This is a genomic window from Solemya pervernicosa gill symbiont (genome assembly GCF_002020875.1).
Taxonomy (GTDB): Bacteria; Pseudomonadota; Gammaproteobacteria.
This window is the reverse complement of record NZ_MPRL01000045.1, coordinates 1-22,244: the sequence shown is the minus strand read 5'-3', so window position 1 is coordinate 22,244 and position 22,244 is coordinate 1. Positions and strand designations below refer to the sequence as shown.

22 protein-coding genes are annotated in these 22,244 nt (G+C 53.9%); 11 read left to right on the top strand and 11 right to left on the bottom strand.

Features of this window, described 5'->3' with window-relative positions; translation table 11 throughout:
* Window positions 1-114: 114 nt before the first annotated feature.
* From BOW52_RS10705 to BOW52_RS10700, 3 genes are read right to left on the bottom strand one after another with little or no spacing between them, the layout of a single operon-like run.
* Complete coding sequence (locus BOW52_RS10705) at window positions 115-687, bottom strand: zinc metallopeptidase (RefSeq protein WP_320416302.1); 573 nt, start codon at window positions 685-687, stop codon at window positions 115-117.
* On the bottom strand, window positions 647-805 hold the full coding sequence (locus BOW52_RS17900) for a hypothetical protein (protein ID WP_320416250.1): 159 nt from the start codon (window positions 803-805) through the stop codon (window positions 647-649). Before BOW52_RS17900 ends, BOW52_RS10705 begins: the two co-directional genes overlap by 41 nt.
* Window positions 806-1,612, bottom strand: a complete 807-nt coding sequence (locus BOW52_RS10700; RefSeq protein WP_236725711.1) for a class I SAM-dependent methyltransferase — start codon at window positions 1,610-1,612, stop codon at window positions 806-808.
* A 96-nt stretch (window positions 1,613-1,708) separates the two neighbouring features.
* Here BOW52_RS10700 and rlmKL point away from each other — a divergent pair, with 96 nt between their 5' ends.
* The 4 genes from rlmKL to BOW52_RS10680 all read left to right on the top strand — a co-directional run bounded on the left by rlmKL (window position 1,709) and on the right by BOW52_RS10680 (window position 6,522).
* Entirely contained in the window at window positions 1,709-3,832 is a 2,124-nt protein-coding gene (gene rlmKL / locus BOW52_RS10695; RefSeq protein ID WP_078484074.1) for a bifunctional 23S rRNA (guanine(2069)-N(7))-methyltransferase RlmK/23S rRNA (guanine(2445)-N(2))-methyltransferase RlmL, read from the top strand.
* Window positions 3,833-3,903: 71 nt separating this feature from the next.
* Complete coding sequence (locus BOW52_RS10690; protein ID WP_078484073.1) at window positions 3,904-4,560, top strand: hypothetical protein; 657 nt, start codon at window positions 3,904-3,906, stop codon at window positions 4,558-4,560.
* On the top strand, window positions 4,560-5,372 hold the full coding sequence (locus tag BOW52_RS10685; protein ID WP_078484072.1) for an inositol monophosphatase family protein: 813 nt from the start codon (window positions 4,560-4,562) through the stop codon (window positions 5,370-5,372). The genes BOW52_RS10690 and BOW52_RS10685 overlap by 1 nt, the downstream gene beginning before the upstream one ends.
* Window positions 5,359-6,522, top strand: a complete 1,164-nt coding sequence (locus tag BOW52_RS10680; RefSeq protein ID WP_078484071.1) for a hypothetical protein — start codon at window positions 5,359-5,361, stop codon at window positions 6,520-6,522. The genes BOW52_RS10685 and BOW52_RS10680 overlap by 14 nt, the downstream gene beginning before the upstream one ends.
* 127 nt (window positions 6,523-6,649) lie before the next feature.
* Here the strand turns inward: BOW52_RS10680 and BOW52_RS10675 are convergent, their stop codons facing one another.
* From BOW52_RS10675 to BOW52_RS10665, 3 genes are all read right to left on the bottom strand, one after another.
* Window positions 6,650-7,642: a glycosyltransferase gene (locus BOW52_RS10675; RefSeq protein ID WP_078484070.1), complete on the bottom strand. Its 993-nt coding sequence runs from the start codon at window positions 7,640-7,642 to the stop codon at window positions 6,650-6,652.
* Between the two features lie 280 nt (window positions 7,643-7,922).
* Window positions 7,923-8,246, bottom strand: a complete 324-nt coding sequence (locus tag BOW52_RS10670) for a phage protein NinX family protein (RefSeq protein WP_078484069.1) — start codon at window positions 8,244-8,246, stop codon at window positions 7,923-7,925.
* A gap of 160 nt (window positions 8,247-8,406) precedes the next feature.
* Window positions 8,407-8,625 carry a hypothetical protein gene (locus BOW52_RS10665; protein WP_078484068.1) on the bottom strand — a complete coding sequence of 73 codons (219 nt, stop codon included), beginning with the start codon at window positions 8,623-8,625 and terminating at the stop codon, window positions 8,407-8,409.
* Window positions 8,626-8,850: 225 nt separating this feature from the next.
* Between BOW52_RS10665 and BOW52_RS10660 the strand changes: the two genes are divergently transcribed.
* Window positions 8,851-9,153, top strand: coding sequence for a hypothetical protein (locus tag BOW52_RS10660; protein ID WP_078484067.1), 303 nt, complete (start codon window positions 8,851-8,853; stop codon window positions 9,151-9,153).
* Window positions 9,154-9,247: 94 nt separating this feature from the next.
* Here BOW52_RS10660 and BOW52_RS10655 read toward each other — a convergent pair whose 3' ends face one another.
* Window positions 9,248-10,201, bottom strand: coding sequence for a 2-hydroxyacid dehydrogenase (locus tag BOW52_RS10655; RefSeq protein ID WP_078484066.1), 954 nt, complete (start codon window positions 10,199-10,201; stop codon window positions 9,248-9,250).
* Between the two features lie 96 nt (window positions 10,202-10,297).
* Here BOW52_RS10655 and fliW point away from each other — a divergent pair, with 96 nt between their 5' ends.
* Complete coding sequence (gene fliW, locus BOW52_RS10650) at window positions 10,298-10,759, top strand: flagellar assembly protein FliW (RefSeq protein ID WP_078484065.1); 462 nt, start codon at window positions 10,298-10,300, stop codon at window positions 10,757-10,759.
* A 20-nt stretch (window positions 10,760-10,779) separates the two neighbouring features.
* Entirely contained in the window at window positions 10,780-11,010 is a 231-nt protein-coding gene (locus BOW52_RS10645) for a DUF2835 domain-containing protein (RefSeq protein WP_236725710.1), read from the top strand.
* Here BOW52_RS10645 and BOW52_RS10640 read toward each other — a convergent pair.
* From BOW52_RS10640 to BOW52_RS10630, 3 genes are all read right to left on the bottom strand, one after another.
* Window positions 11,007-12,581, bottom strand: coding sequence for a long-chain-fatty-acid--CoA ligase (locus tag BOW52_RS10640; protein ID WP_236725709.1), 1,575 nt, complete (start codon window positions 12,579-12,581; stop codon window positions 11,007-11,009). The genes BOW52_RS10645 and BOW52_RS10640 overlap by 4 nt on opposite strands.
* A 54-nt stretch (window positions 12,582-12,635) precedes the next feature.
* On the bottom strand, window positions 12,636-13,550 hold the full coding sequence (locus BOW52_RS10635; RefSeq protein ID WP_078484063.1) for an AEC family transporter: 915 nt from the start codon (window positions 13,548-13,550) through the stop codon (window positions 12,636-12,638).
* Between the two features lie 93 nt (window positions 13,551-13,643).
* Window positions 13,644-14,330 (bottom strand): response regulator transcription factor, encoded by a 687-nt coding sequence (locus tag BOW52_RS10630; RefSeq protein ID WP_078484062.1) that lies wholly within the window; start codon window positions 14,328-14,330, stop codon window positions 13,644-13,646.
* A gap of 474 nt (window positions 14,331-14,804) precedes the next feature.
* On the opposite strand from BOW52_RS10630, the gene BOW52_RS10625 reads away from it, so the two are divergent.
* Window positions 14,805-15,992: an ammonium transporter gene (locus BOW52_RS10625; RefSeq protein ID WP_078484061.1), complete on the top strand. Its 1,188-nt coding sequence runs from the start codon at window positions 14,805-14,807 to the stop codon at window positions 15,990-15,992.
* Window positions 15,993-16,014: 22 nt separating this feature from the next.
* Here BOW52_RS10625 and BOW52_RS10620 read toward each other — a convergent pair whose 3' ends face one another.
* On the bottom strand, window positions 16,015-18,243 hold the full coding sequence (locus tag BOW52_RS10620; RefSeq protein WP_078484060.1) for a CHASE2 domain-containing protein: 2,229 nt from the start codon (window positions 18,241-18,243) through the stop codon (window positions 16,015-16,017).
* 143 nt (window positions 18,244-18,386) lie between these two features.
* On the opposite strand from BOW52_RS10620, the gene BOW52_RS10615 reads away from it, so the two are divergent.
* The 3 genes from BOW52_RS10615 to BOW52_RS10605 all read left to right on the top strand — a co-directional run bounded on the left by BOW52_RS10615 (window position 18,387) and on the right by BOW52_RS10605 (window position 22,169).
* On the top strand, window positions 18,387-18,875 hold the full coding sequence (locus tag BOW52_RS10615) for a hypothetical protein (protein WP_135622276.1): 489 nt from the start codon (window positions 18,387-18,389) through the stop codon (window positions 18,873-18,875).
* 44 nt (window positions 18,876-18,919) lie between these two features.
* On the top strand, window positions 18,920-19,909 hold the full coding sequence (locus BOW52_RS10610; RefSeq protein WP_078484058.1) for a substrate-binding domain-containing protein: 990 nt from the start codon (window positions 18,920-18,922) through the stop codon (window positions 19,907-19,909).
* Between the two features lie 337 nt (window positions 19,910-20,246).
* Window positions 20,247-22,169, top strand: a complete 1,923-nt coding sequence (locus BOW52_RS10605; RefSeq protein ID WP_078484057.1) for a CHASE2 domain-containing protein — start codon at window positions 20,247-20,249, stop codon at window positions 22,167-22,169.
* The last annotated feature ends 75 nt before the right edge of the window (window positions 22,170-22,244 follow it).

Below are 22,244 nucleotides of genomic sequence, written 5' to 3'. Positions count from 1 at the left end.
TCGGGGCGCCGCAGGCATAAACGGTCGCGTTAAGTTTTTGCCGCTTGCTTGGGCTTGGATGCCCAAAACAAGCTTCCGCAAAAATAGCGACTCCCCGATGAAGCGTAACTCCAGCTAGATTCTGCGGCGCAGGATCGCCAGCCAGCGCCAGAAGTTTATCAGACCCATCAGTGAACCGGCCACGTAGGTGAAGGCGGCGGCGCGCAGGATCTGGCGTGCTGCTGGCAGATCTTCCGGATTGAGATACTCTCCCGCCTGCAGAATTGGCAGCGCCTTTTTGAAGCTGTCATCGAGCTCGACCGGCAGGGTGATCAGGTGGACCAGGGTGCTGACTGCCAGACCGCTGATTGCAAAGATCAGGATCAGGCCGCCCGAGGCGGGGGTACGGGTGACGGCAGCGATGATGGGTGCGATGAAGATCGCCGCAGCACCAACCTGTTCGGCACCTGCTGCAATGGTGACCAGTCGGTTGCGTAGCATCAGCAGGCGGTAGCCGCTGCCGTGCTGGATGGCGTGGCCTACCTCATGGGCGGCGATGGCGACCGCTGTCAAAGAGCGTCCCGAAAAATTATCTTTTGACAGTCTCACTGTACGACTGATTGGGTCGTAGTGGTCCCCCTTATCGGTCTCCTCAACGCCGACATCACTACAATTTGTAGCGGTCGAGCAGATGGCGTGCCAGTTCACCGCCACTGCCGGGAATATCCTCACGCTGATAACTATGGCGTCTCACGACATAACGAACCCAGAAGTTAGGGCCGACCAGAATGGTGAGCAGGATGAGAATGATCAGAACGTAGTGCATCTACTGAGTGGCCGATAGTTTGTTGGTCAGTGTCACGTAGAGATCGTAACGCATCGTCTTGCTGCTGATCTCGGCGCTCGGTTTTGGTCCATCAAGCGGTGCTGCACTTTTGGGACGTTTGACCACCACGCGACGCTTCGCCTTTCCGAGGGCAGCTTCGAGTAGTGCGCTGCTGTCCTGATCGGGACCGATCAGGTGATGGAAGAGGCGCATCTCTTTTTTTACCAGCGCCGATTTGTCGCGACAGGGAAACATTGGATCGAGGTAGATGACATCGGGAATGTTATCTTCATCGAGTGAGCGAATCACCTCGGCGGCGTCCCCTTCAACCAAATTCATACGTTCGATTACCTCACTCACGCTGGCATCATCGGCGGCACGTTCTAGCCCGTCGCGCAGCAGTGCAGCCACGATGGGCGAGCGTTCGATAAGCGTGACGTGGCAGCCGAGTGAGGCGAGTAGAAAGGCGTCGCGCCCCAAACCGGCAGTGGCATCGATTACGCATGGATTGGCACCACCCTTGAGACCAACCGCCTTGGCGATTGGTTGGCCACGACCGCCGCCAAAGCGGTGACGATGACCAACGCTGCCGCCGAGAAAATCGACATAGATCGGTTTGGGAGCCTTGTGGATAGTCTCACCCAACTCAAGACGCTCGGGTGTGACAAACAGTATCAGCTCATAGCTGTGCAGCTCATCGTTGTCGACAAGAGGGAGATTGAGCTGTTGTGCCAGTGCGGCTGCACGCACCTCACACTCACCGCAGGTTGCGGTCAGTGCGATGGTGGCGGCTGTTGTGGTGTTCACTCGATCTCTCTCATGGGTGTAATCCGTACTGAGCGCGCGCTTATTCGAGCACTGATCGGCTAGTGTAGAATAGCGGTTCCACCAAAGAGCGCCATTATGACCCAACACTCCTTTTATGCCACCGCCCCGCGCGGTGTCGAAAAACTACTTTCTGATGAGTTGCGCCAACTGGGTGCGATTGATGTCGAGCAACGTCGGGCCGGGGCGATCTTCAAAGGCGATCTGGAGATAGCCTATCGTGTGGCGCTCTGGTCCCGCTTTGCCAACCGTCTGTTGATGACCCTGGCTGAGTTCCCAGCACCAAATGCCGATGCGCTCTACGAGGGGACACGCTCGATTGCCTGGCATGAACACCTCGGTGCTGAGGGTACCCTGGCGGTCGACTTTACCGGCAGTGCACAGTGGATTAACGACAGTCGCTTTGGTGCGTTGAAGGTGAAGGATGCGGTGGTCGATGTGATGCGCGACAAACATGGCGTGCGTCCCGATGTCGATACTGATCGTCCTGATCTGCGTATTCATCTCCATATTCACAATGATCTGGCGACCATCAGCCTCGATCTCTCTGGTGAGAGTCTGCACCGCCGTGGCTACCGGGAGCAGGGTTCGCGTGCCCCGCTGAAGGAGAATCTGGCGGGAGCCATCCTCTCACTGGCGGGGTGGCCAGCGGTCGCCGAGAAGGGAGGAGCGCTGGTTGATCCGATGTGTGGCTCCGGTACCTTCCTGGTTGAGGCGGCACTGATGGCGGCTGATATCGCCCCTGGGTTGCAGCGCGACCATTTCGGTTTTCTCGGTTGGTTACACCACGACGATACCCTCTGGCAGCGCCTGCTTGGTGAGGCCGAAGAGCGTCGTGTAGCGGGTTTGGAGAAGTTGTCACCAATCCAGGGTAGCGATACCGATGTGCGTGCGGTAAAGGCGGCCAAGGGCAACATCGCCCGCGCAGGTCTGCGTGATCACATCAGTGTTAGCGCTCAGCGTTTTATCTATAGCAAACCACCCGAGGGAGCGAGCTCGGGTCTGGTGATCGCCAACCCCCCCTACGGTGAGCGTATCGGTGACAAGCAGAAGCTGATCGGGCTCTACAGAGAGATCGGTACTCATCTGGGTGAGGCCTATAACGGCTGGAAGGGGGCGTTGCTGGTGGCAGACGATATGTTGCAGCACTCCATCTCCCTGAAGCCCACACGCAGCTATCCTCTACTGAACGGCACCATCGAGTGCCAGCTTCACTGCTACGGCTTTTTGAAACCGGGTAAGCAGGTGCAGGGTGGTGAGATGTTTGCCAACCGGCTGCGCAAGAATCTCAAACACCTATCACGCTGGGCGCGTAAAAACAGCGTGAGCTGTTACCGTCTCTACGATGCTGATCTACCTGAGTACGCCGTAGCAGTCGATCTCTACCAGGAGGCGGGTGACGGTTCGCAGTGGCTACATGTGCAGGAGTACGCGCCACCAAAGACGATCGACAAGCAGAAGGCTGAACAGCGTCTGTTCGAGGTGATGCAGGTGCTCTACGAGGTGATGGAGCTGCCGCCCGAGCGGGTGGTGTTGAAGGTGCGTGAGCGTGCCAAGGGCGGTTCTCAGTATGGCCGTCGCGATGAGAAGAAGAACTACATTGTGGTCGAAGAGTGTGGTGCGCAGTTCCGCGTGAATCTCACCGATTATCTTGATACCGGCCTCTTTCTCGATCATCGCATTACACGTGAAAAGGTGCGTGAGCTGGCCAGGGATAAACGTTTTCTCAATCTCTTTGCCTATACCGGTTCGGTCACTGTCTATGCAGCACAGGGCGGTGCTCGTTCAACGACCACCATCGATCTCTCCACGACCTATCTGGAGTGGGCCAAGCAGAACATGGCGCTGAACGGCTTTGCCGAGGGACCACACGCCTATGTGCGTGCTGATTGCAGTGAGTGGTTAGAGGATGCGCAAGGTGAATACGGCCTGATCTTCATCGATCCGCCCACCTTCTCCAATTCGAAACGGATGGAGGGGGTGTTCGATGTGCAGCGCGACCATGTGGCTCTGATTAAGCGTGCAGTAGGACTGCTCGAACCCGATGGTGTAGTGCTCTTCTCCAACAACCGTCGCGATTTCAAACTCGACAAGGAAGCGCTGGCTGACCTCAAGATTGAGGAGATTACCCGAGCCACCATTCCCGAGGATTTCAAACGCAATCAGAAAATCCACCACGCATGGTTGATGCGGCGCAGCTAAGCTTGTGAGTTCGTATGCATAAAGACTGCTCGTAACAGCATCTGTAAACGAAATTTAGCAGGAGTATTGAAGTGAAATTTAGTGAGTTACCCGGAAGTCGCGAACGCCATCTACAGCGTCGAGACGGTAATCTACTCTTCCCTGAGTCGGTCAGAAATCCTGATCCGGCCGAGATACTGGCGGCTCGTCAGGCCGATGCGGCGGATGCCGACCGATTTGTTGAGGAGTTGCAGAGTGCGTTGGAGCAGGCGGTATCGCTGCCGCCCAATGCCGAGAGTGATGTGGTGCTGAAGCTGCGGGGTGATATCGAACGACTCTACGAACAGAGCATTGCGCTGCCAGGTGATCATAGTAATGAACGTAACGGATTGCAGAAACTCTACGAGGTGGTAATGCGTGCTGTGCGAGGTGCCGCCGGTGATGACCGTCTGGCGATGAAAGAGCTTGAGGATGCAGAGGCGGCGCGTGCGCTCCACCTCAAGCTACTGGAGTATCCGCTGGTTGCAGATCTGCTACAGCCCGAGTCACCCATTGGTGAGGATGAACTGCTGCCGACGCTGCTCTCGGAGCCGGTTGAGGTGGTGAAGGCGGTGCTGACCATGTTTGATCAGGATCAGCAGGTGGTGCTGCAGCAGCACGGTCGTGAACTGATGGAGCGGCTCAAGGCGGAGGGGCACGATCTGCCCGACGCCTGGGCGGTGCTGGCGTTGCTGGAGCATCGTCTGTGATGGAAGGCTCAATCGATCTAAAGAAGCTACAGCAGATTGTCATCACCGCGGCACGTGAGGAGCTGCTGCCGCGATTTGAGCAGATTGGCCATGAGCTTAAGTCCGACGGCTCGGTAGTGACTGAGGCCGATATCGCCATGCAGCAGCGACTTGAGCGGGAACTGGCCGAGGCGTGGCCGCAGTATGGATTGCTCGGTGAGGAGATGTCGACCGAGGCGCAGCAGGCGCTGCTCGATGCGCCCGGTGAAGGGCTCTGGTGTCTCGATCCGCTCGACGGCACCAGTAATTATGCCAGCGGTATCGGTTATTACTGTGTCTCGTTGGCGTTGCTTGATAACGAGGGGAGTGTGTTGGCGTTGATCTACGACCCGGTGCGCGACGACTGTTTCACCGCCGTGCGCGGTGAGGGGGCCAGGCTCAATGGTGAACCGCTGCTGGCACCGAAGGGTGGTGAGATTAAAACTTCGATTGCCGAGATTGATCTGAAACGACTCGATAGTGATCTGGCGGCACGTATCGGTGCTGAACACCCTTTTCGTTCACAGCGAAATTTCGGCTCGGGTGCACTCGACTGGTGCTGGCTGGCCGCTGGGCGCTATCAACTCTACCTGCATGGCGGACAGAAGCTGTGGGACTACGCAGCCGGCAGTCTGATTCTTGCTGAGGCGGGAGGTGCTGCAACTACCTTCGAAGGCGAGTCGATGTTTGCCGATGAGAAGCGAGGTACCCGTTCGGTTGTATCGGCAGTGAACGGTGAACTGCAGCAGCAGTGGTTGGCTTGGGTGAAAGGAGCGCGTGATGGACAAGGTTGAGTTTGAACGTTTAAAGGCGTTGCTCTCTCAACCGGCGGCACCGTTTCGCGAAATGGTGGTCAAGCAGCATGTGTTTGAGCAGCTGAATGCCGATCGGATACCTCACTTTGAAGATCGTCACGGCAACATCATTGTCGGTGTTGAGAACAAGGCGGCCTATCTAGCGCTGGTGCAGGAGCAGAGCAGTGAGCCGCTACGACTCTTTATCGCCCACATGGACCACCCGGGATTCCATGTCACACGCCGACTGTCGGCCGAACGTGTCGCGGTGAAGTGGTATGGCGGCTCACCGATCAAACATCTTAACAACGCCAGGGTGTGGGTCTGCGATGGTTACGGTGAACAGCGCTTTGGCAAGCTGCAGAAGGCGAAGCTGCATAAATCTGGACGAGTGCTGGAACGCGCCGAAGTGCAACTCGAGGAGCCACTGATTCGAGGCACCAAGGTCAAGTCACTCTATGGAGGTCTCGCCTTCCGTGCGCCTTTCTGGAAGCGAGGAAGCCGTATCTATACCCGTGCGGCTGACGACCTGGTCGGGGTCTTCTCCATTCTCGAAACGGCGAAGAGGCTCTTCAAGTCACGCACGAAAAAGAGCCCTCCCTTTATCGGTCTGCTCACCCGTGCTGAGGAGGTTGGGTTTGTCGGTGCCGTTAATCATCTCGAGCTCGGCTGGCTGAAGGGCCCTGCAAGGCCGTTGTTGGCGGTTAGCCTCGAGGCATCGCGCACCCTGCCCGGTGCCGAGATCGGCAAGGGGCCGGTGGTGCGTCTTGGGGATCGACGTACTGTCTTCTCCAGCAGTGAACTGAAGGTACTTTCCGATCTGGCCGAGAAACTGTTGCCGAAAAGACACCAACGCAAGCTGATGGATGGCGGTGCCTGTGAAGCAAGCGCCACGACAGCCTGGGGTATTCCCACCGTAGGTATGTCGATTCCGCTGGGTAACTATCACAATCAGGGTTTTGAAGGCGGTGATGACTGCAAACACCCCGAAGGCCCAGCACCCGAGTTTGTCGATATCCTTGATATTGAGGGGCTGGTCACGCTCTGTGCCGGTCTGATGAAACGAGGACTACCGTGGCAGAAGGCGTGGGATCAACAACGAATAGCATTACGAAAAAATGCCAAGGGTTATAGAGATCTGTGGGTGTAGCCCGGATGTATGCAGTAGATGTCGGGTATCACTAACCCCAGTACCTGACGGTATGATCGCCAGCGCGTTGGAGGGTGTAGCTCCTATTCCATGTGAGGTGGCGGCATCCTGCTGAGGTGGCCGCGTGCTAATTTCCCATAGCTATTAGCGCGGCTACGAATTTTTCAATGCCGTGTGAAGTCTCCCAGTTTTGACATGCGTGAAATGCGTGGTCCGCAATTTCATCGTAACGCTTGTGTGCAGTGTCTACGGCCTCTAATACACTCTGAGCGGTAAATTCATCAAAGAGTACACCGGCTCGATGTCGAGAAATAAAGTTTCCCGGTGACGTTCCGGCAGGAGCAACAATGGGTACGCCTGAGGCAACTGCATCCCAGACAACACCTGATCCCATTGCCCTGTAGTGCTCGGGATTGTAAGGGGCGATGACCAGGTCGACCTTGTTGATCTCATCAGCCAGTGACTCAACATAGGAGAGCTGTTTCAGTCCGGGGGCCTCCGTCACCTTCATGTGGTTGCCAGAGTCTTGAATGGTTAAGTTATATCCTGAACGATGTAGGCGTTGGACTAGTTCTGGGATTAACTTGCTTCCCTTGCCGGGTTTTTGTTGGCCAAAGAAGCCGATGCTCTTTAATTCTGTTTTCGGATGTTCTGCGGTACGACCGCTGACCAGTAGGGGTAGCTCATTTATCTGTGCACTTAACAGCTTTGTGTAGGGAGGGATTAGCTCAGGGACCGTGACACCAAATGAGATATCCAGATCATGTTTTTTTACAAGATGGGCGCCATGGCGCCAAATTCCAACTGAGAGTACCCCTGCCCGCATGTTAGGTGGGAAGTGGATGCAGGTTGCGATACGGCCTTTAGATTTTAAAGCCTCAAATGCCGAGAGCTGGTAGCCAAACAGTGTTGGCCAAATGTTTAGGTCGGCAGGCGAAGTTTCGGTTAGCTCTCGCTGCAATATTTCAACGGGTTCAAGATACTTTGTCAGTTCTGAAAGGGTGTCGTCTTTATTGTTTGTGGCCTTGTAGGGATCTTCTGAAAAAAGGGGAACCACAAGGCAGTGCTTGCTGAGGGCTTGGATTGCTTCATCGTCAATATCTATATGCACATAGAGCATTGTGCTGTGAGACTGCTCAGAGAGGTGCCTGGCTATTGATAGGCACCATTCGAAATGGTGTCCGCCCCTGCTAAGTAGGCCAGGATCTATTAGGTTTACTTCCATTGTAGTGCGTAGCTCTTCTCTGAAATGTCTTGCTGCCTGGGTGGATGTGATGGTGTTTGTCTATAACGCCAAATGATGGGGCAGTGTTTACTTTGTCCTGGAAGGTGTTGAACCTGTCTGTCTGACGAATCTGATCCTATGGTAGGAGGGGGATTCAGGTATTTGAGACCCAGGGTTATCCGACGTTTGAACCCAGCCTGTTTTCAACAATCGCCCGCATTGCTGCCTCAAGTGCGGTTTCTCCATCAACATTCGTCTCGGGAGGCATGGTTGCCGTCCAGGCGTCATTGCCCTCCCATTCCCAGTTGAGTTCGATCTTGTGTTTTTCGATGATTGGGCCGCCCTGTGACCAGAAGCTGCTGGGGCGCCAGCGTTGGTTGGGGAGTGAGGGGTGGGGGGTGTAGCGCAGTGTGCCGTCGTCGGCACGAACGGTTTCGATGCCGAGTGCCTTGGCGACCCAGTAGTCGAGCTGTTCTCCGTTGAGCTCACCGCTTTTCATCAATCTCAACCCCACATTACTTAAATTCAGAGTCTACTGCTCCTGTGAGCTGTTTCAAGCTCACTTATATTATCGGACGGTGAGGCGGTTTCTTGATGGGTGGAGCTGTTGAGGTATGCCAACCCGCCTCCTATGGAGAGGCGGGCGGTGTAGAGGGTAATTAATCGTCGCCGATTGGAGGTGCCTCGCGCTCCTCTTTGAGTAGGTGTTCCGCCTCGATCTGGTTCTTGGCGAAGATCATTTTAATCTGATGCTCGGGATTATCGCCGAGTGCCTCACGCAGGGTGCGAACCTCTCCACGTGCCTCGCGGTAACCGTCGTACTTCTCGATGTATTCGAGCTGCTTGGAGGGGAATACCTTGAATACGAAATAGGGCATTGTTGGTTCCTTGGTTGTGCTGGCTATCAATGGCGGCCATTGTATAGAGCGCAGTATGAGCGTGCAAAAAACTGCGCTATTTGGCGGGATGTTTAACGCCACTTGGGGTGGGTGAACTGGCGGTGTTAACCGTTTCTGTGTAGCATCCTTGACTATTCCAGTCATCAATTATTGCGGATTCTAGGTGTGATCTTCAGAACGCCGATACCGCACTGCAGGTACCTCATGAGTGAGCAAGAGTTAAGCAAAGAAGAGCAGATCCTTAAATCAGTTAAGGGAATCGTGACCCGTGTTATCAAAGAGACAGCCACCCCGCCTGGCATGGCACACCCGTTGAGCGAGCAGACGATCAACGATATGCGTGAGGCACTACTGCTGATCTCCCTGCGTGAGCAGGAGCTGGCGAAGGCAGCGGGACGCTCGATGGATATGCGTCCGCGTTATACCGATGAGCCACAGCAGGGGAGTGGTGAGGTCGTCGTGCCATTGCACAAGACGGGACAGGTTACGGACAAGGGTGAGAGCTGATTCAGCTGTTAATCGATTGTGAACTGAAAAGGGGCCGTTTGGCCCCTTTTTTGTGCGAAAGACTCCATCGCTGACGTGATATCAATGCAGCGGTCTAAACAATTCGATTTCTCTTCTCACCTTTAATAAATGCCTCAATGTTTAATCCCACCTGATCAATCAACCGTTGCCTTGCCTCACGGCTCGCCCAGGCGATATGTGGCGTGACAATTAGATTGGGTAGGTTGACGCTCAGCAGCGGACTTTCGTCATCCGGTGGCTCAATGGCGAGGGTGTCGATACCGGCACCGGCGAGTCGACCCGACTGCAGTGCATTGAGTAGCGCCGCCTCATCAACTATGCCGCCGCGTGCGGCGTTGATTAGGAGCGCACTCGGTTTCATCAGTGATAGGGCCTTGTTATCGATCAGGCCAGTCGTCTCTGGGCTGAGAGGGCAGTGGAGGGTGAGGATGTCGATCTGTGGCAGTAGTTGTTCAAGTGGGATTCGGTCGGGACGCTCATCCCCGCCGGGACGCGCGGCGAGTAGCACCCGCATGCCAAATGCCTCGGCGCAACGTGCCACCGCCTGTCCCAGTTCACCATAACCGACGATGCCGAGTCTCTTTCCGCTTAACTCGCCAACCGGGTGGTTGAGCAGGGTGAAGTGGGGGCTCTGCTGCCAGGCACCCGCCTGTAGGTCGCTACGATAGTGGTTGAGATGTCGGCTGAGCGAGAGAATCAGGGCGAAGACGTGTTCGACGACCGAAGGTGTGGCGTAACCGGTAACGTTGCAGACGGCTACCTCTTTCTCTCGGGCGGCCTCCAGATCGACGTTGTTGGTGCCGGTTGCCGCAATCGCAATCAGACGTAGTGAGTCGGCCGCTTCGATGATGCTTTGATCGAGTATGACCTTATTCGTCACGACCACTTCTGCGCCTTCAATACGTCTGTGGGTTGGTGTGTCGTTAGCAGTATCGAAGCTGTGCCACACGTGCAGTGATTCGTTGAGTTGGCTGAAGTCGAGATCGCTGTTATCGAGTGAGTCGCGGTCGAGAATGACGCCCTGCATCTATAGCTCCTATTAAAATGCCAGTTACGTTAGCCTCAATCATATATAGGCCATATACTAGCGCCGAGCATAACAACAATCTGCGCGAGGATATCCATGGAGATCAATAGCACCCGCTTCGGCGTTCAGGAGATTAGTTCTGATACGGTCATCGAGATGCCTAACGGTATGGTCGGTTTCGAGGGACTGCACAAGTTTAAACTGTTTCATAATGAAGAGAGTGAGTCGCCCAACCTCTTCTGGTTGCAGTCGATCGATGATGCCGACATCAGCTTTGCTGTGACAGATCCTGAGCTGTTCAATGTGGCGTTCGAGTTCACCTTGAGCGATGAAGAGAGCGAGCTGTTACAGCTTGGAGAGTTGAATGATCTGTCGGTGATGCTGCTGGTCTACCGCGGAGATGAGTCAATGGGTGAGTTGCTGCCACAACCGAAGGTGGGTGCTCCCAGCGTTCGCGCCAGCCTGACCGGCCCAATCCTGATCAATACTGCCAAGTGCATTGGGCTACAGAAGGTCTTTCCCCGCATCAGCTATACCACCATCGTTCGCGAGGCGTAATACAGAAGGGGCGATTTCGAATGGCGTACAGATCCATGCGCTTTCGCATCGAGATTTCGGCGGAGAAGTATCTGCTCTACTACAACGGTAGTGCGCGGAACGTCATAACACGCAGCTTTGACGGCCGGCGGGTGCAGTTCCCCGCCAGCTCGCTACGTCCCTTTGTCACTCACAAGGGTATTAGCGGTACCTTTGAATTGCGCTTTGATCAGAATAATAAACTGATCGAGCTGGTACGCATCGGCGATTAGTCCGATTCACAACGGCTATCAATGCCCCGCTCCAGCTCTCCCTGGTTCCGCAGTTCGCGTTTCAAAATCTTACCGGCGGCATTTTTGGGTAGTTCATCAAGGAAGAAGACCTTGCGTGGCACCTGATGGTTGCCAAGCTGCTCACGGCAGAAACTGCGCACGTCGGCCGAGCTGATCTCTCCGACGCTTTCATTGAGAGAGACATAAGCGACCGCAACCTCACCGTGAAGCTCATTGGCCTCGCCAACTACGGCCGCCTCACGGATCGGCTCATAGCGGTAGAGTACCTCCTCGACCATGCGTGGGTAGACGTTCATGCCGTTGACGATGATCATGTCTTTTTTGCGGTCGACGATAAAGAAGTAGCCATCCTCATCCTCTGTACCGAGGTCACCGGTACGGAACCAATCCTCAAAGAAGCTCTCGTAGGTCTCTGCCTCAAGACGCCAGTAGCCCTTCATGATGGTCGGTCCACGTACGCAGATCTCGCCCACCTCGCCCTTGGCCGGTTCGTTGCCATCGTCATCGAGAATTTTCATCTCTACGCCGGGGATCGGTAGGCCAACCGAGGCGATTTTTCGTACACCACCGATAGGGTTAACGCAGGTGACCGGCGAGCACTCGGTCGGGCCATCGCCTTCGTAGATCAGCTTGCCAAACTTCTCCTCAAACTGACGCATGATTTCGACCGGCATCGCGGCACCGCCGGAGACACAGTAGCGTAGCGAATCGAGTTTTCCAGCCGCCTCGTCAGAGAGGCGCAGCAGCACGTTGTACATACTCGGCACGCCGAGGAAGATCGTCGCGCCGTTATCGGCAATCGCATTGGCGATCAGTTCGTGCTCAAAGCGGGGTACGGGGATGAAGCTGAGTCCGTGCAGTAGTGGGGTGAGCATGCCGACGGTGGCGGCGAAGGCGTGGAACATCGGTAATACCACCAGTAGTCGATCACGCCCCGATTTGAGCTGTAGAAACTGCTTTACCCCCCAGGTGTCGGCGGCGAGATTGCGATGGGTCAGCATTGCTCCCTTCGGCTGGCCCGTGGTGCCTGAGGTGTAGAGGATGACCGCAACGTCGTCTGCGGGATTGAAACTGATCTCAGATAACGGTTCTGGGTGATCAACAAGATTGTTCCAGTTGATGGTCTGTTCGCTATCTGCGCCGATCAGTACGGCCTGTTCAATGCCGCTGTAGTGTTCATTAATCGCGCTCACCTGATCGCTCATTGCAACGTGGTAGATCATGCGGCCCACATCGGCATTGTTGAGGATAAAGGCGAGCTCCTGTGGATTGAGCAGCAGATTGAGTGGTACGACGGTTGCGCCCGCTTTGATGATGCCGAAGTAGGCGAGGGCGAATTCGATGGAGTTGGGGCAGTAGAGGGCGATGCGTTCACCATTGCTTACCCCCTGTGATTGTAGCCAGGCGGCGACGTTATTGCTGCGCTGCTCGAACTCAGAGAAGCTGATCTGGTTTTCGCCGTTGATGATGGCCTGCTCATTGGCAAGGCGGGTGGTGGTGGAACGGAGTAGCTCGGGCAGTGAGCTGTTTAGGATCTGTTCTGGAATCACGTTATTTTTCTCATTATTGTCGTTGTTGTATTTATGTTGTTGGCCGAATCGTCGTTAGGCGAGCCAGCTGAACCATAGCGGTAGGGTGACCAGGCTGACGGCGGTGGAGAGTGTCACCGCAGCTGCGTAGAGCCCGGTGTCGAGCTTGTAGCGATCAGCAAGCACGATGCCGAGCACCATGCTTGGCATCGCCGCTTCAAGAACGATGGCCATTTTGACCTCACCCTGCAGGCCCTGCAGATCGGCAAGCCATAGTGCCAGCAGCGGTTGTATCAGTAGCTGGATCAGCAGTATTGGAATCAACTTCGGTAACATCGCCGGACGCCAGGTATCCCAGCGCAGTCCCATACCGAGTGCGATCAGCATCAGCGGAATGACCGCCATGCCCATGGTATTAAGCAGATGTTCCAGCCAGGCGGGGAAGGGGACGCTGCCGAGGTTTAGCGTCACGGCTGCCGCTGCAGCCCAGAGTGGAGGAACCGTAAGCAGCGTACGTAACATCGACTCGTTGCTGGTGTTCTCGCCGTGGCGGCGTGCGATCAGGATGCCGACGGTGAGTAGTAGTGGTGTGCAGGCGAAAAGATCGTACTGGATAGCGATACGGCTGGCCCATTCACCGAGGGTTTCGGTGAGTACCGGGAGGCCCATATAGGTGGCGTTAGGAAAGGCGGCGGCAAGCAGTAGAGCGCCAGCAACCGGCTTAGGCGTTGAGCAGAGACGGCAGATACTCCAGGAGAGGAGCAGGCCGACAACGACGGTGGCTGCGGCAATAATCGCGATCTGTACTGCCTCGATGCCGAGTGGCGCCTGCCATAGAACACGAATGACTAATGCTGGGAGTAGCAGTACATAGACCAGGCCGGTGAGGGTGCGGCGGGCACTGTCGGCATCGAGGTCGAGTGGCCGTACCACACGCCAGGCGACGCCGCAGAGGATTAGTGCGGCCATTTGGAATAGAACATTTTCCATCGATGTGGTGCTCAGTTCGGCTCAGAAAGAGCGCAGAGTCTGCCGGAATCCGTGCGGCTTCTCCACCGCAGCGAAACCTGACAGGTGGTGGGTTTATTCGATACGTTCGAGGCGGTAGCCGTGCTGGTAGATCGCGGTCAGCTTCCAGCCGTTCTCGGGGGAGAGGTGGAGCTTGTTGCGAATACGGCTGATGTGAGTGTCGACGGTGCGGGTGGTGATCTGCGCCGACTGACCCCAGACGCTCTCGAGAATGTGACCACGTGAGATAACACGACCGACATTGCGGAACAGGAAGCTGGCGAGATCGAACTCTTTTTGCGTCATTTCGACCGATTTACCGGCAACGGCGATGCGACGTGAACCGAAATCGATCATATAAGGGTCGGCTTCGAGAGTGCCTTTCTTCTCCTGATTGACCTGTGCACGACGACCTAGTGCATTAACGCGGGCCATCATCTCCATGCGATTGACCGGTTTTATCATGTAGTCGTCGGCACCGATCTCCAGTGCCTTGACGATATCTTCTTTACTGTCGCGTTGCGTGACAAAGAGGACCGGGATCGGCCAGTCGATATGTTCACGCACCCAGCCGAGCACCTCATCACCGCTCGTGTCCGGAAGCATCCAGTCGATAATGAGCAGGTCATAACTTTCGCGCCCAAGTGCGCGCGTATAGTTCTGTCCGGTCTCGAAGCTACTACACTCGTGCCCCTCGGCCTCCAGCCACAGCTGCATCATGTTGGCCAGCTCTACATCGTCCTCTAGTAGCGCTATTCGCAAAACAGAATCCCCGATATATGTAGTATTTATAATGATTCAATCATAACCCCCCTACGGGACAAATGGTAAGGTTTTTAATTGCCTGTTTCGTAGGGAAAAGTTGATAAAAACCGATGGGTTAATGAGTCGCTTATTAGGAACTGTGAACTGGTTCCACCAGAACTATCGAACAGGTCTCGGTTGGAGTGTGCGAGCAGGACTACTCTTTAACCGTAGCTTCTTTAATTTGTCTCCTGAGATCCATTTGACCGGTGCACTGCACCGGTTCTTTTTTTATAGCACGCCCCTTTTTTGTGCTCGTTTGCTGTGCGTTTTTGTTGGTGCGCGCACAGATGTGGTGCGAGTCTGCAGGAGGGTTTTGCTAATTCGTGTCTAACTCGTTGATTATTAAGTGCTCCATTGTTGGGCATGGTTTATGCATTCTCTGCACCTCATTAAGTCAACACCACACTGTAATGAAGGGGATTTAGAAGTATGAGCGGTCTGCAAGCTGGAAGTGATGTTCTTTTTGTACTGTTAGGCGCGATTATGGTGCTGGCGATGCATGCCGGATTTGCCTTTCTTGAGGTCGGAACCGTGCGCAGTAAGAATCAGGTCAATGCGCTGGTGAAGATCATCGCTGATTTCGCCGTCTCCACCATCGCCTACTTCTTTATTGGTTATAGCGTCGCCTACGGTATGAGCTTCTTCGACGCAGCCCCGGTGCTCTCAGAGAAAAATGGTTATGAGTTGGTGAAGTTCTTCTTCCTGCTCACCTTTGCTGCGGCGATTCCAGCCATTATCTCTGGTGGTATCGCCGAGCGCGCCAAGTTCAATCCGCAGCTGGCTGCGACCTTCGTTCTGGTCGCGTTGATCTACCCCTTCTTCGAGGGCATCACCTGGAACGGTAACTACGGTGTACAGGCATGGATTGAGGCGACCTTTGGCGCTCAGTTCCATGACTTTGCTGGTTCGGTGGTTGTTCACGGCATGGGGGGTTGGCTGGCGCTGGGTGCGGTAGTGATGCTTGGTCACCGACAGGGTCGTTACGGTAAAAATGGTGAGATGTATGCGCATCCGCCGAGCAGTATTCCCTTTCTCGCACTCGGTGCATGGATCCTGACTGTCGGTTGGTTCGGCTTTAACGTGATGTCAGCACAGGCGGTTGAGGGCATCTCTGGTCTGGTGGCGGTTAACTCGCTGATGGCAATGGTTGGCGGTATTCTCGCCGCACTCTTCTTTGGAAAGAATGACCCGGGTTTTGTCCACAATGGTCCGCTTGCTGGCCTGGTTGCTGTCTGTGCCGGGTCCGATCTGATGCACCCTATGGGGGCGCTGATTACCGGTCTGATCGCTGGTGGCCTGTTTGTCTGGACCTTCACCCTGACCCAGAATCGCTGGAAGATCGATGACGTACTGGGTGTCTGGCCGCTGCATGGTCTCTGTGGTGCCTGGGGTGGTATCGCAGCCGGTATCTTCGGTCTTGAGGCGTTGGGCGGTATGGGTGGAGTGACCTTCATGGCGCAGTTGGCTGGAACCGTGCTCGGTCTTTCGATCGCGCTGGTAGGAGGCTTTGTGGTCTATGGCGGACTGAAGAAGATTGTTGGTCTGCGCCTCTCTCAGGAGGAGGAGTATGAGGGTGCCGATCTGACCATTCACAAGATCAGCGCTACACCGGACTAAGCTCCACTCTCCCGAAAGGGAGTTACTTGGTTGTTAATACGTGCACGCCGCTCCAATCATCGAGCGGCGTGTTGCTTTCCAGGATCTCATTAATACGACCAATATAGATGCGGTAGACCATGATCTCGGGGTGGCTCCCTGCGAGGCTATGGTAGAGCGCCAGAGACTCCTTAAGTTCGCCGCTCTGAAAGAGGGTGATGGCCTGTTCATTAATCTCAATCTCTTTGAATAGTGCTTCATCCGCCTCATCACGAAGACAGATCGGTTCGAAGATGTGCACCGGTTCGGTCTTGCCCTTCACCTGTACCAGATCGAGGCGGCGAAATAGGATGTCGGTCTGCTCGGCGTGGGTTGTCTCGCCAACAATCAAACCAACGCCGTAACTCTTGGTCTGTCCCTCCAGGCGAGACCCCAGATTGACCGCATCGCCTAGCACGGTATAGGAGCGACGAAAGGTCGAGCCCATGTCGCCGACACTCATGGTGCCGGTGTTGAGGCCGATGCCGATATTGATTTCCGGTAATCCCTGCTCCTTGAAGCTCTGCTTCAGCCTTTCAGTCTCCTTAAGCATCTCCAGTGCGGCGAGGATGGCGTGGTGACGGTGGTTAGGATCGTCGATTGGCGCCCCCCAGAAGGCCATGATCATATCGCCGACATACTTATCGATGGTGCCCTTGTTCTCGAAAATGATGCGGGTCATATCGGTGAAAAAGAGGTTGAGCAGGTGCTTTAGCTCTGATGGGCTGAGAGATTCGGAGATGGTGGTGAAGCTGCGAATATCGGCAAACAGTACCGTCATCACACGACTCTCACCCTCAAAACCGAAGTCGGTGGCGTTGTTCTTGCTCATCTCCTCTACCAGCTGTGGAGGTATGTATTGACCGAAAATCGATTTCAGCTCTTTGCGCCGCTGCGATTCGTTGAGCAGGCCGTAGAGCATGTTGGGTATCGCCAGCATCAGGGTCAGGATGATCGGGCTGGCGAAGTTTAGGATGTATCCGTGACTGCTCCAGAGCCAGCTGACCAGGTTGAAGTCGATCAACGCTACGAGAACCGAGCTGAGCAGCAGCATCACAGGGCTGAGAAAGGGCAGTAGTAGTGCGAGTACCAGACCGGTGATCAACAGGATGACCAGATTGGCGCCCTCCGCCCAGGCGGGTACGTTGAGAAAGGAGTTGTCGAGTATGGCGCTGATAATATTGGCGTGAATCTCAACGCCAGGAAAAACGCTCTCTACGGGCGTAGGAACAAGATCGTTAAGACCTTGTGCGGTGGTTCCGACCAGAACAATAGAATTGGCGAATAATCCGGGTGGTGTTAGCCCCTCGATCACGTCGCTGGCCGAGACGTAGCGGTAGCTTCCTGATGGTCCTCGGAAGGGGACGACTACCTGTCCGGTATCTGAGGTTGGGATGCGCTTGTCGCCGAGTAGGATGCTCTCTACGGCGTAACGATCACCGATCTCTTCGACGTGAATAGAGTAATCGTCTAGCAACAGAAAGCTACGCACCACCTCTAGTGCGAGTGAAGGGTAGATCTGCTCGCCATAACGCAGTAATAACGGAGTGCGTCGAATGATGCCGTCATCATCGGGGAAGGTGGTCAGAAATCCGTGACCGATGGCGTTCTGTTCCAGTGATTCGATATTGGTGATGTAGTTCGGCATCTCGATGATGCTGGTCATGCTCGGCGCGACTGAGATTTTGAAGGGGGCTGGTGGTGGCGCTGGACGCGCTGACTCGACATCGGAGTAGTTGAACATGAAGCCGAGTACGCTATCGCCCTGGCCGATAGTCGCAGCGAGTTGTTCGTCATGATTGAAGATCTTTTCAACATCGGTCAACAACGAACGGCTCTTGGCGTCACCAAGGTCGAGTGACTCGAGCGCTGTATATAGTTGCCGGGCGATATTTTCTTCGGCATCGGCGAAGACCTGGTCATATCCGACAATGACGGTGCCCTGCTCAAAGAGCTTTTGGGTCATGGTGGCGAGCATGTTCCTTGGCCACGGCCAGCGGCCGATGCGTTTCAGACTCTTTTCATCGATATCGACAATGATGACGCGCTGGTCAGGTGCGACTTGATTGTGGACCGTCTTGCGCAGTATCAGGTCGTAGCCGATCAGCTCCATGCGTTTTTGCAGGGAGTGGAACGGTTCTACGCGCGTAATCTGCATCCAGCAGGCGAGCAGTGTGATAAAGAGGCCTACCGATACTGGAAAGTATTTGGTGTTGAAGAAGCGTCGCAACATGGAGTTGTTTTGTGGTTCCGCTAGTCGTTACTGTAGCGATAATAGTAACAGAAGGTGTTGTTGGGCAAAGTGGCAGAGGTGAGTGTGGTGAGCAGTGGCAGGTAATGACCATGCATAACGTATTCAGGGAGGAGAGTTAAATCGTGTTACCGAAAATGCTGGGACAGCGATGGTTCTTTTATGGTGCCTCCGCAATGTTGGTATTGATGGTTCTTGGCTATCATTCTCATGGCGGTATTGGTGAGTTCAGTGTTAATAATCGATGTGACCTGAGGGCAGCACCGTGTAAGGCTGTTGCGGCGAATGGTGAGATCATTGAGCTAGCGATTCTACCTCTGGGAATTCCCCAGCTTAAGCCGTTGGAGATCACAGTTAACCTGATGGGATTTAGTGCAGACTCCGTCGCGGTAGTCTTTACCGGTGTTGACGTTGATATGGGTACGATACAGTACCCGTTGGTATCGGTAGATGGGTTGAGCTTTAGCGGTGGGGCGTCGCTATCGGTCTGCAGTAAGCAGAAGATGCGATGGCGCGTTACGGTGGTGATCGAATCGAATGGAGAGGTATATGCCATACCTTTTGAGTTCGATACGGTCTACCGGCCTGAGTTCCATATATTAGAGGGTACCTAATTAGGTGCCGGTTTTATGCCCTTAATGAATCAGGAGTGCGGAGTATGAGATTGGAATGGCGCACCAATATAGTGCTGTTTGTAATGGTGCTGTTTTCACTGGCGAGCTCAGCAGTCGTTGCCAAAGCGGGTTCGCGGGAATTTAGTGATCATTTGCATGTTGAAAAGATGCCGGTGGGGTGGGAGCAGCAGCCGATACAGTATAAAAAGATGCCGAAGGATATCGATCTGGCCATCACGCTAGACCAACATCTCTACCCAGCATTAACGCCGCTGATTGAGCGTTATGCAAAAAGCCATGCTCTGCGCATTGCTGTTGCGGATGGCACCTGTGGTATCTCGGCGGGTTCGCTTCTCGACAAGAGGGTCGATATAGGTGGGTTCTGCTGTCCTGCCGGTGAGATAGATCGCCTACCAGGGCTTACTTATCACACGCTTGGAATAGCGGCGGTTGCGTTGATTGTGCATACAGACAATCCGGTGGCAGATGTCACGCTCAAACAAGCACGTGATATCTACAGTGGTAGTATTGGCTCGTGGAGCAATATCAAGCCGTCGTTTAATCAGCCGATCAAGACGATAGCCAGATTGCACTGTAAAAACCGCCCGGGACACTGGAGGCTGATTCTGGATAATGAGGATATGTTCAGTCCTGTGACGCGCGAGATCAGCACCATCGCAGATATGGTTGAAATCACCAGTAGGCAGATAAATGCTCTGGGATATGAGTCGTTATGGATGGCCTCGCTCTATGGTGGCAAGCGGGGGGTTAAGGCGTTGATGATTGATGGCGTAAAACCGAGTGATGATGCCGCTCTAATTGGGCATCGTTATCCCTTTTATCGTAGCTATAACATCACCACCTGGAGTGCGAAACATCTCCGCTCAGCGCATGCTGAGAAACTGGTTGATTATATCTATCAGAACTTTGATCAGGTCGATGCAAAGTATGGGATTGTCGCTGCGGATAGATTGCGGGATGCAGGTTGGCAGTTCTCGGGTGATGAGCTGATAGGATCACCAGTTGGTAGGTAGTGCGCGATGTCATGCTCAATCTCGTCCCCTTGTGGTTAGCCTGTGTGCAGTTTGGCGATGGATGCGGTTAGGGGCAGGGCGCTTGTTTACGCTCGAGCTTTGTATGTGGACGATTGGCGAGGTTATGCAGGGTGGTTGTGTCTCGGTGCATAGGTGTGGTGGTGTAACTGTGTAGCATTATCAAGAAGCTGCGTTATCAAAAACTTTTTCAGAAGCTATGTAGTGAAATCAAAGGCGGATTCAATTCTTCTCGGGATTTCGATTTGCAAGGAAATTCGATGTTTATGGCTGATCGGCGCCTGATTTTTCTCTGCGCACTCAGCGGCTCTTCACTATTATGAAAAACAATCGCTACTTAATCCCCATTCTCCTTAGCCTAATGCTGACGCTCTCTATGGCAGTCAGCACCGTTTATCGGGCACCCTATATAACACCGCTTTTAGAGCGGTTAGAACTCATGATTTATGACATTCGTCTCTCATCGATGCTGCAGAGCTCTGAGCCAGCTCTGCCAGTAGTTATTGTTGATATCAGTGAAGAGAGCCTCGCATCAATAGGGCAGTGGCCGTGGCCGAGAGATGTGATAGCTAAGATAGTAGATCGCTGCTTCGAGTTGGGAGCCGCTGTTGTAGCTTTTGATGTGGTTTTTGCTGAAGCTGAGCGAAATAGTGCGACTGTTGTCATCGATAAGCTCAACAAAAGTCATCTCGATGATCCGCAGACCCGAGATAGGCTCCTAGAGCGGATAGATCTTTTCGATAATAACCGTGTGCTTGCCGAAGCGCTGTCTCACGGTGAAGTTGTTCTTGGTTATGCATTTAATAACGATGAAAGTAACCATAATGGAGTTCTTCCATCGCCCATAGTAACAGATCTGTCTGTTGAGCGTATGAGCGCTTTGATGTCACCGAGAGGATATTCGGCAAACATAGGATTACTACAGGCTGCATCGTCAGGAGGCGGGTTCTTTTCACTCGGTCTTACGCCGGATTCGGACGGCATTATTCGACGGGCACCACTTGTCTCGATCTTCAAAAAACAACTCTATCCATCACTGGCGCTCGAATCAGTTCGCCGTTTCATGCTTGATGAGTATCAAATAAATTCATCAGAGATTGGTGAGTCTCTGTCAGTGGATAGTATTGAAATTGGCGGTATTCGAATACCTGCTGATAGTAAGGGGCGCATGATTATTCCCTACCATGGTCGAACAAATACGTTTCCCTATCTGTCAGCTCACCATCTACTTGAGGGCTCATTCTCAAGTGCAGATTTAGAAGAGGCCGTAGTTCTTATTGGGGCGTCGGCGCAGGGCATACTTGATCTTAGGAATTCGCCCCTTGAAGCGAACATGCCAGGTGTTGAGATTCACGCAAATATGATTTCCGGAATACTCAATGACAATCTCTATAGTGAACCGCCCTGGGTCAACGCGGTAAATTTGGTTGTACTTGTTGTGACGGGGCTGTTTCTCACACTTACTTTACCGTTCTTTGCTGCTGGAAAGCAGATCGTTACGGCAATGGTTGTGTTGGTATTGCTGATATTTTCAAACTTCTGGTTATGGTCCGCGGAGCATTTGGTGCTTAATCTTGCGCCGCAGATCCTTTTGGTTCTGATGTTGGCTGTATTTAACGGTTTTAATAGTCATTTTAAAAGTGTCAGGCGTGAGAGGAGAATTAAGGGGATATTCAGTCAATATATTCCACCGCAACTTGTTCATGAGATGAGTGAGGGAGGAGATGACGGCTTTTCATTGGATGGTAAGACGAAAGAGCTGTCAGTGCTTTTTGCAGATATCCGTGGCTTTACAACCATTTCAGAGAGTTTACATGCACACGATTTGCGAACATTCCTGAATCACTTCTTTACGCCCATGACGCGTATTATTTTCGACAATCGTGGAACTATCGATAAGTATGTCGGCGATATGATTATGGCATTTTGGGGTGCGCCAATTGATGATAAAGAACATGCCAGAAACTCGGTGTTGGCTGCCTATGGAATGATCTCTGAGGCAAAGATCATGGCAGATCAAAACGAAAAAGATGGACTGCCTCGCTTCGATATTGGCGTTGGAATAAATACAGGAGCCATGAGTGTTGGTGATATGGGGTCTGAGTATCGTCGTGCCTATACTGTGTTGGGTGATTCGGTAAACCTCGCTTCGCGTCTGGAAGGTTTGACCAAATACTATGGTGTGGACATTATTGTTGGAGAGCGTACAGCTGAATTAACCAACGCTGACCGCCATGGATAGCGAAGCGAAGGCGGTTAGTCCGCGATAGTCGACGCCGTCTGCCTATTCGTAGTTGAGAGCGCGAGCGAACGACGA

Coding starts and splice junctions, on each gene's coding strand:
- BOW52_RS10680 (WP_078484071.1), top strand. CDS start 5,359: ATGGACAAGGTTGAGTTTGAACGTTTAAAGGCGTTGCTCTCTCAACCG.
- BOW52_RS10635 (WP_078484063.1), bottom strand. CDS start 13,550: ATGGAAAATGTTCTATTCCAAATGGCCGCACTAATCCTCTGCGGCGTC.
- BOW52_RS10610 (WP_078484058.1), top strand. CDS start 18,920: ATGAGATTGGAATGGCGCACCAATATAGTGCTGTTTGTAATGGTGCTG.
- BOW52_RS10675 (WP_078484070.1), bottom strand. CDS start 7,642: ATGCTCTATGTGCATATAGATATTGACGATGAAGCAATCCAAGCCCTC.
- BOW52_RS10655 (WP_078484066.1), bottom strand. CDS start 10,201: ATGCAGGGCGTCATTCTCGACCGCGACTCACTCGATAACAGCGATCTC.
- BOW52_RS10660 (WP_078484067.1), top strand. CDS start 8,851: ATGAGTGAGCAAGAGTTAAGCAAAGAAGAGCAGATCCTTAAATCAGTT.
- BOW52_RS10620 (WP_078484060.1), bottom strand. CDS start 18,243: ATGTTGCGACGCTTCTTCAACACCAAATACTTTCCAGTATCGGTAGGC.
- BOW52_RS10670 (WP_078484069.1), bottom strand. CDS start 8,246: ATGAAAAGCGGTGAGCTCAACGGAGAACAGCTCGACTACTGGGTCGCC.
- rlmKL (WP_078484074.1), top strand. CDS start 1,709: ATGACCCAACACTCCTTTTATGCCACCGCCCCGCGCGGTGTCGAAAAA.
- fliW (WP_078484065.1), top strand. CDS start 10,298: ATGGAGATCAATAGCACCCGCTTCGGCGTTCAGGAGATTAGTTCTGAT.
- BOW52_RS10605 (WP_078484057.1), top strand. CDS start 20,247: ATGAAAAACAATCGCTACTTAATCCCCATTCTCCTTAGCCTAATGCTG.
- BOW52_RS10665 (WP_078484068.1), bottom strand. CDS start 8,625: ATGCCCTATTTCGTATTCAAGGTATTCCCCTCCAAGCAGCTCGAATAC.
- BOW52_RS17900 (WP_320416250.1), bottom strand. CDS start 805: ATGCACTACGTTCTGATCATTCTCATCCTGCTCACCATTCTGGTCGGC.
- BOW52_RS10685 (WP_078484072.1), top strand. CDS start 4,560: ATGGAAGGCTCAATCGATCTAAAGAAGCTACAGCAGATTGTCATCACC.
- BOW52_RS10645 (WP_236725710.1), top strand. CDS start 10,780: ATGGCGTACAGATCCATGCGCTTTCGCATCGAGATTTCGGCGGAGAAG.
- BOW52_RS10625 (WP_078484061.1), top strand. CDS start 14,805: ATGAGCGGTCTGCAAGCTGGAAGTGATGTTCTTTTTGTACTGTTAGGC.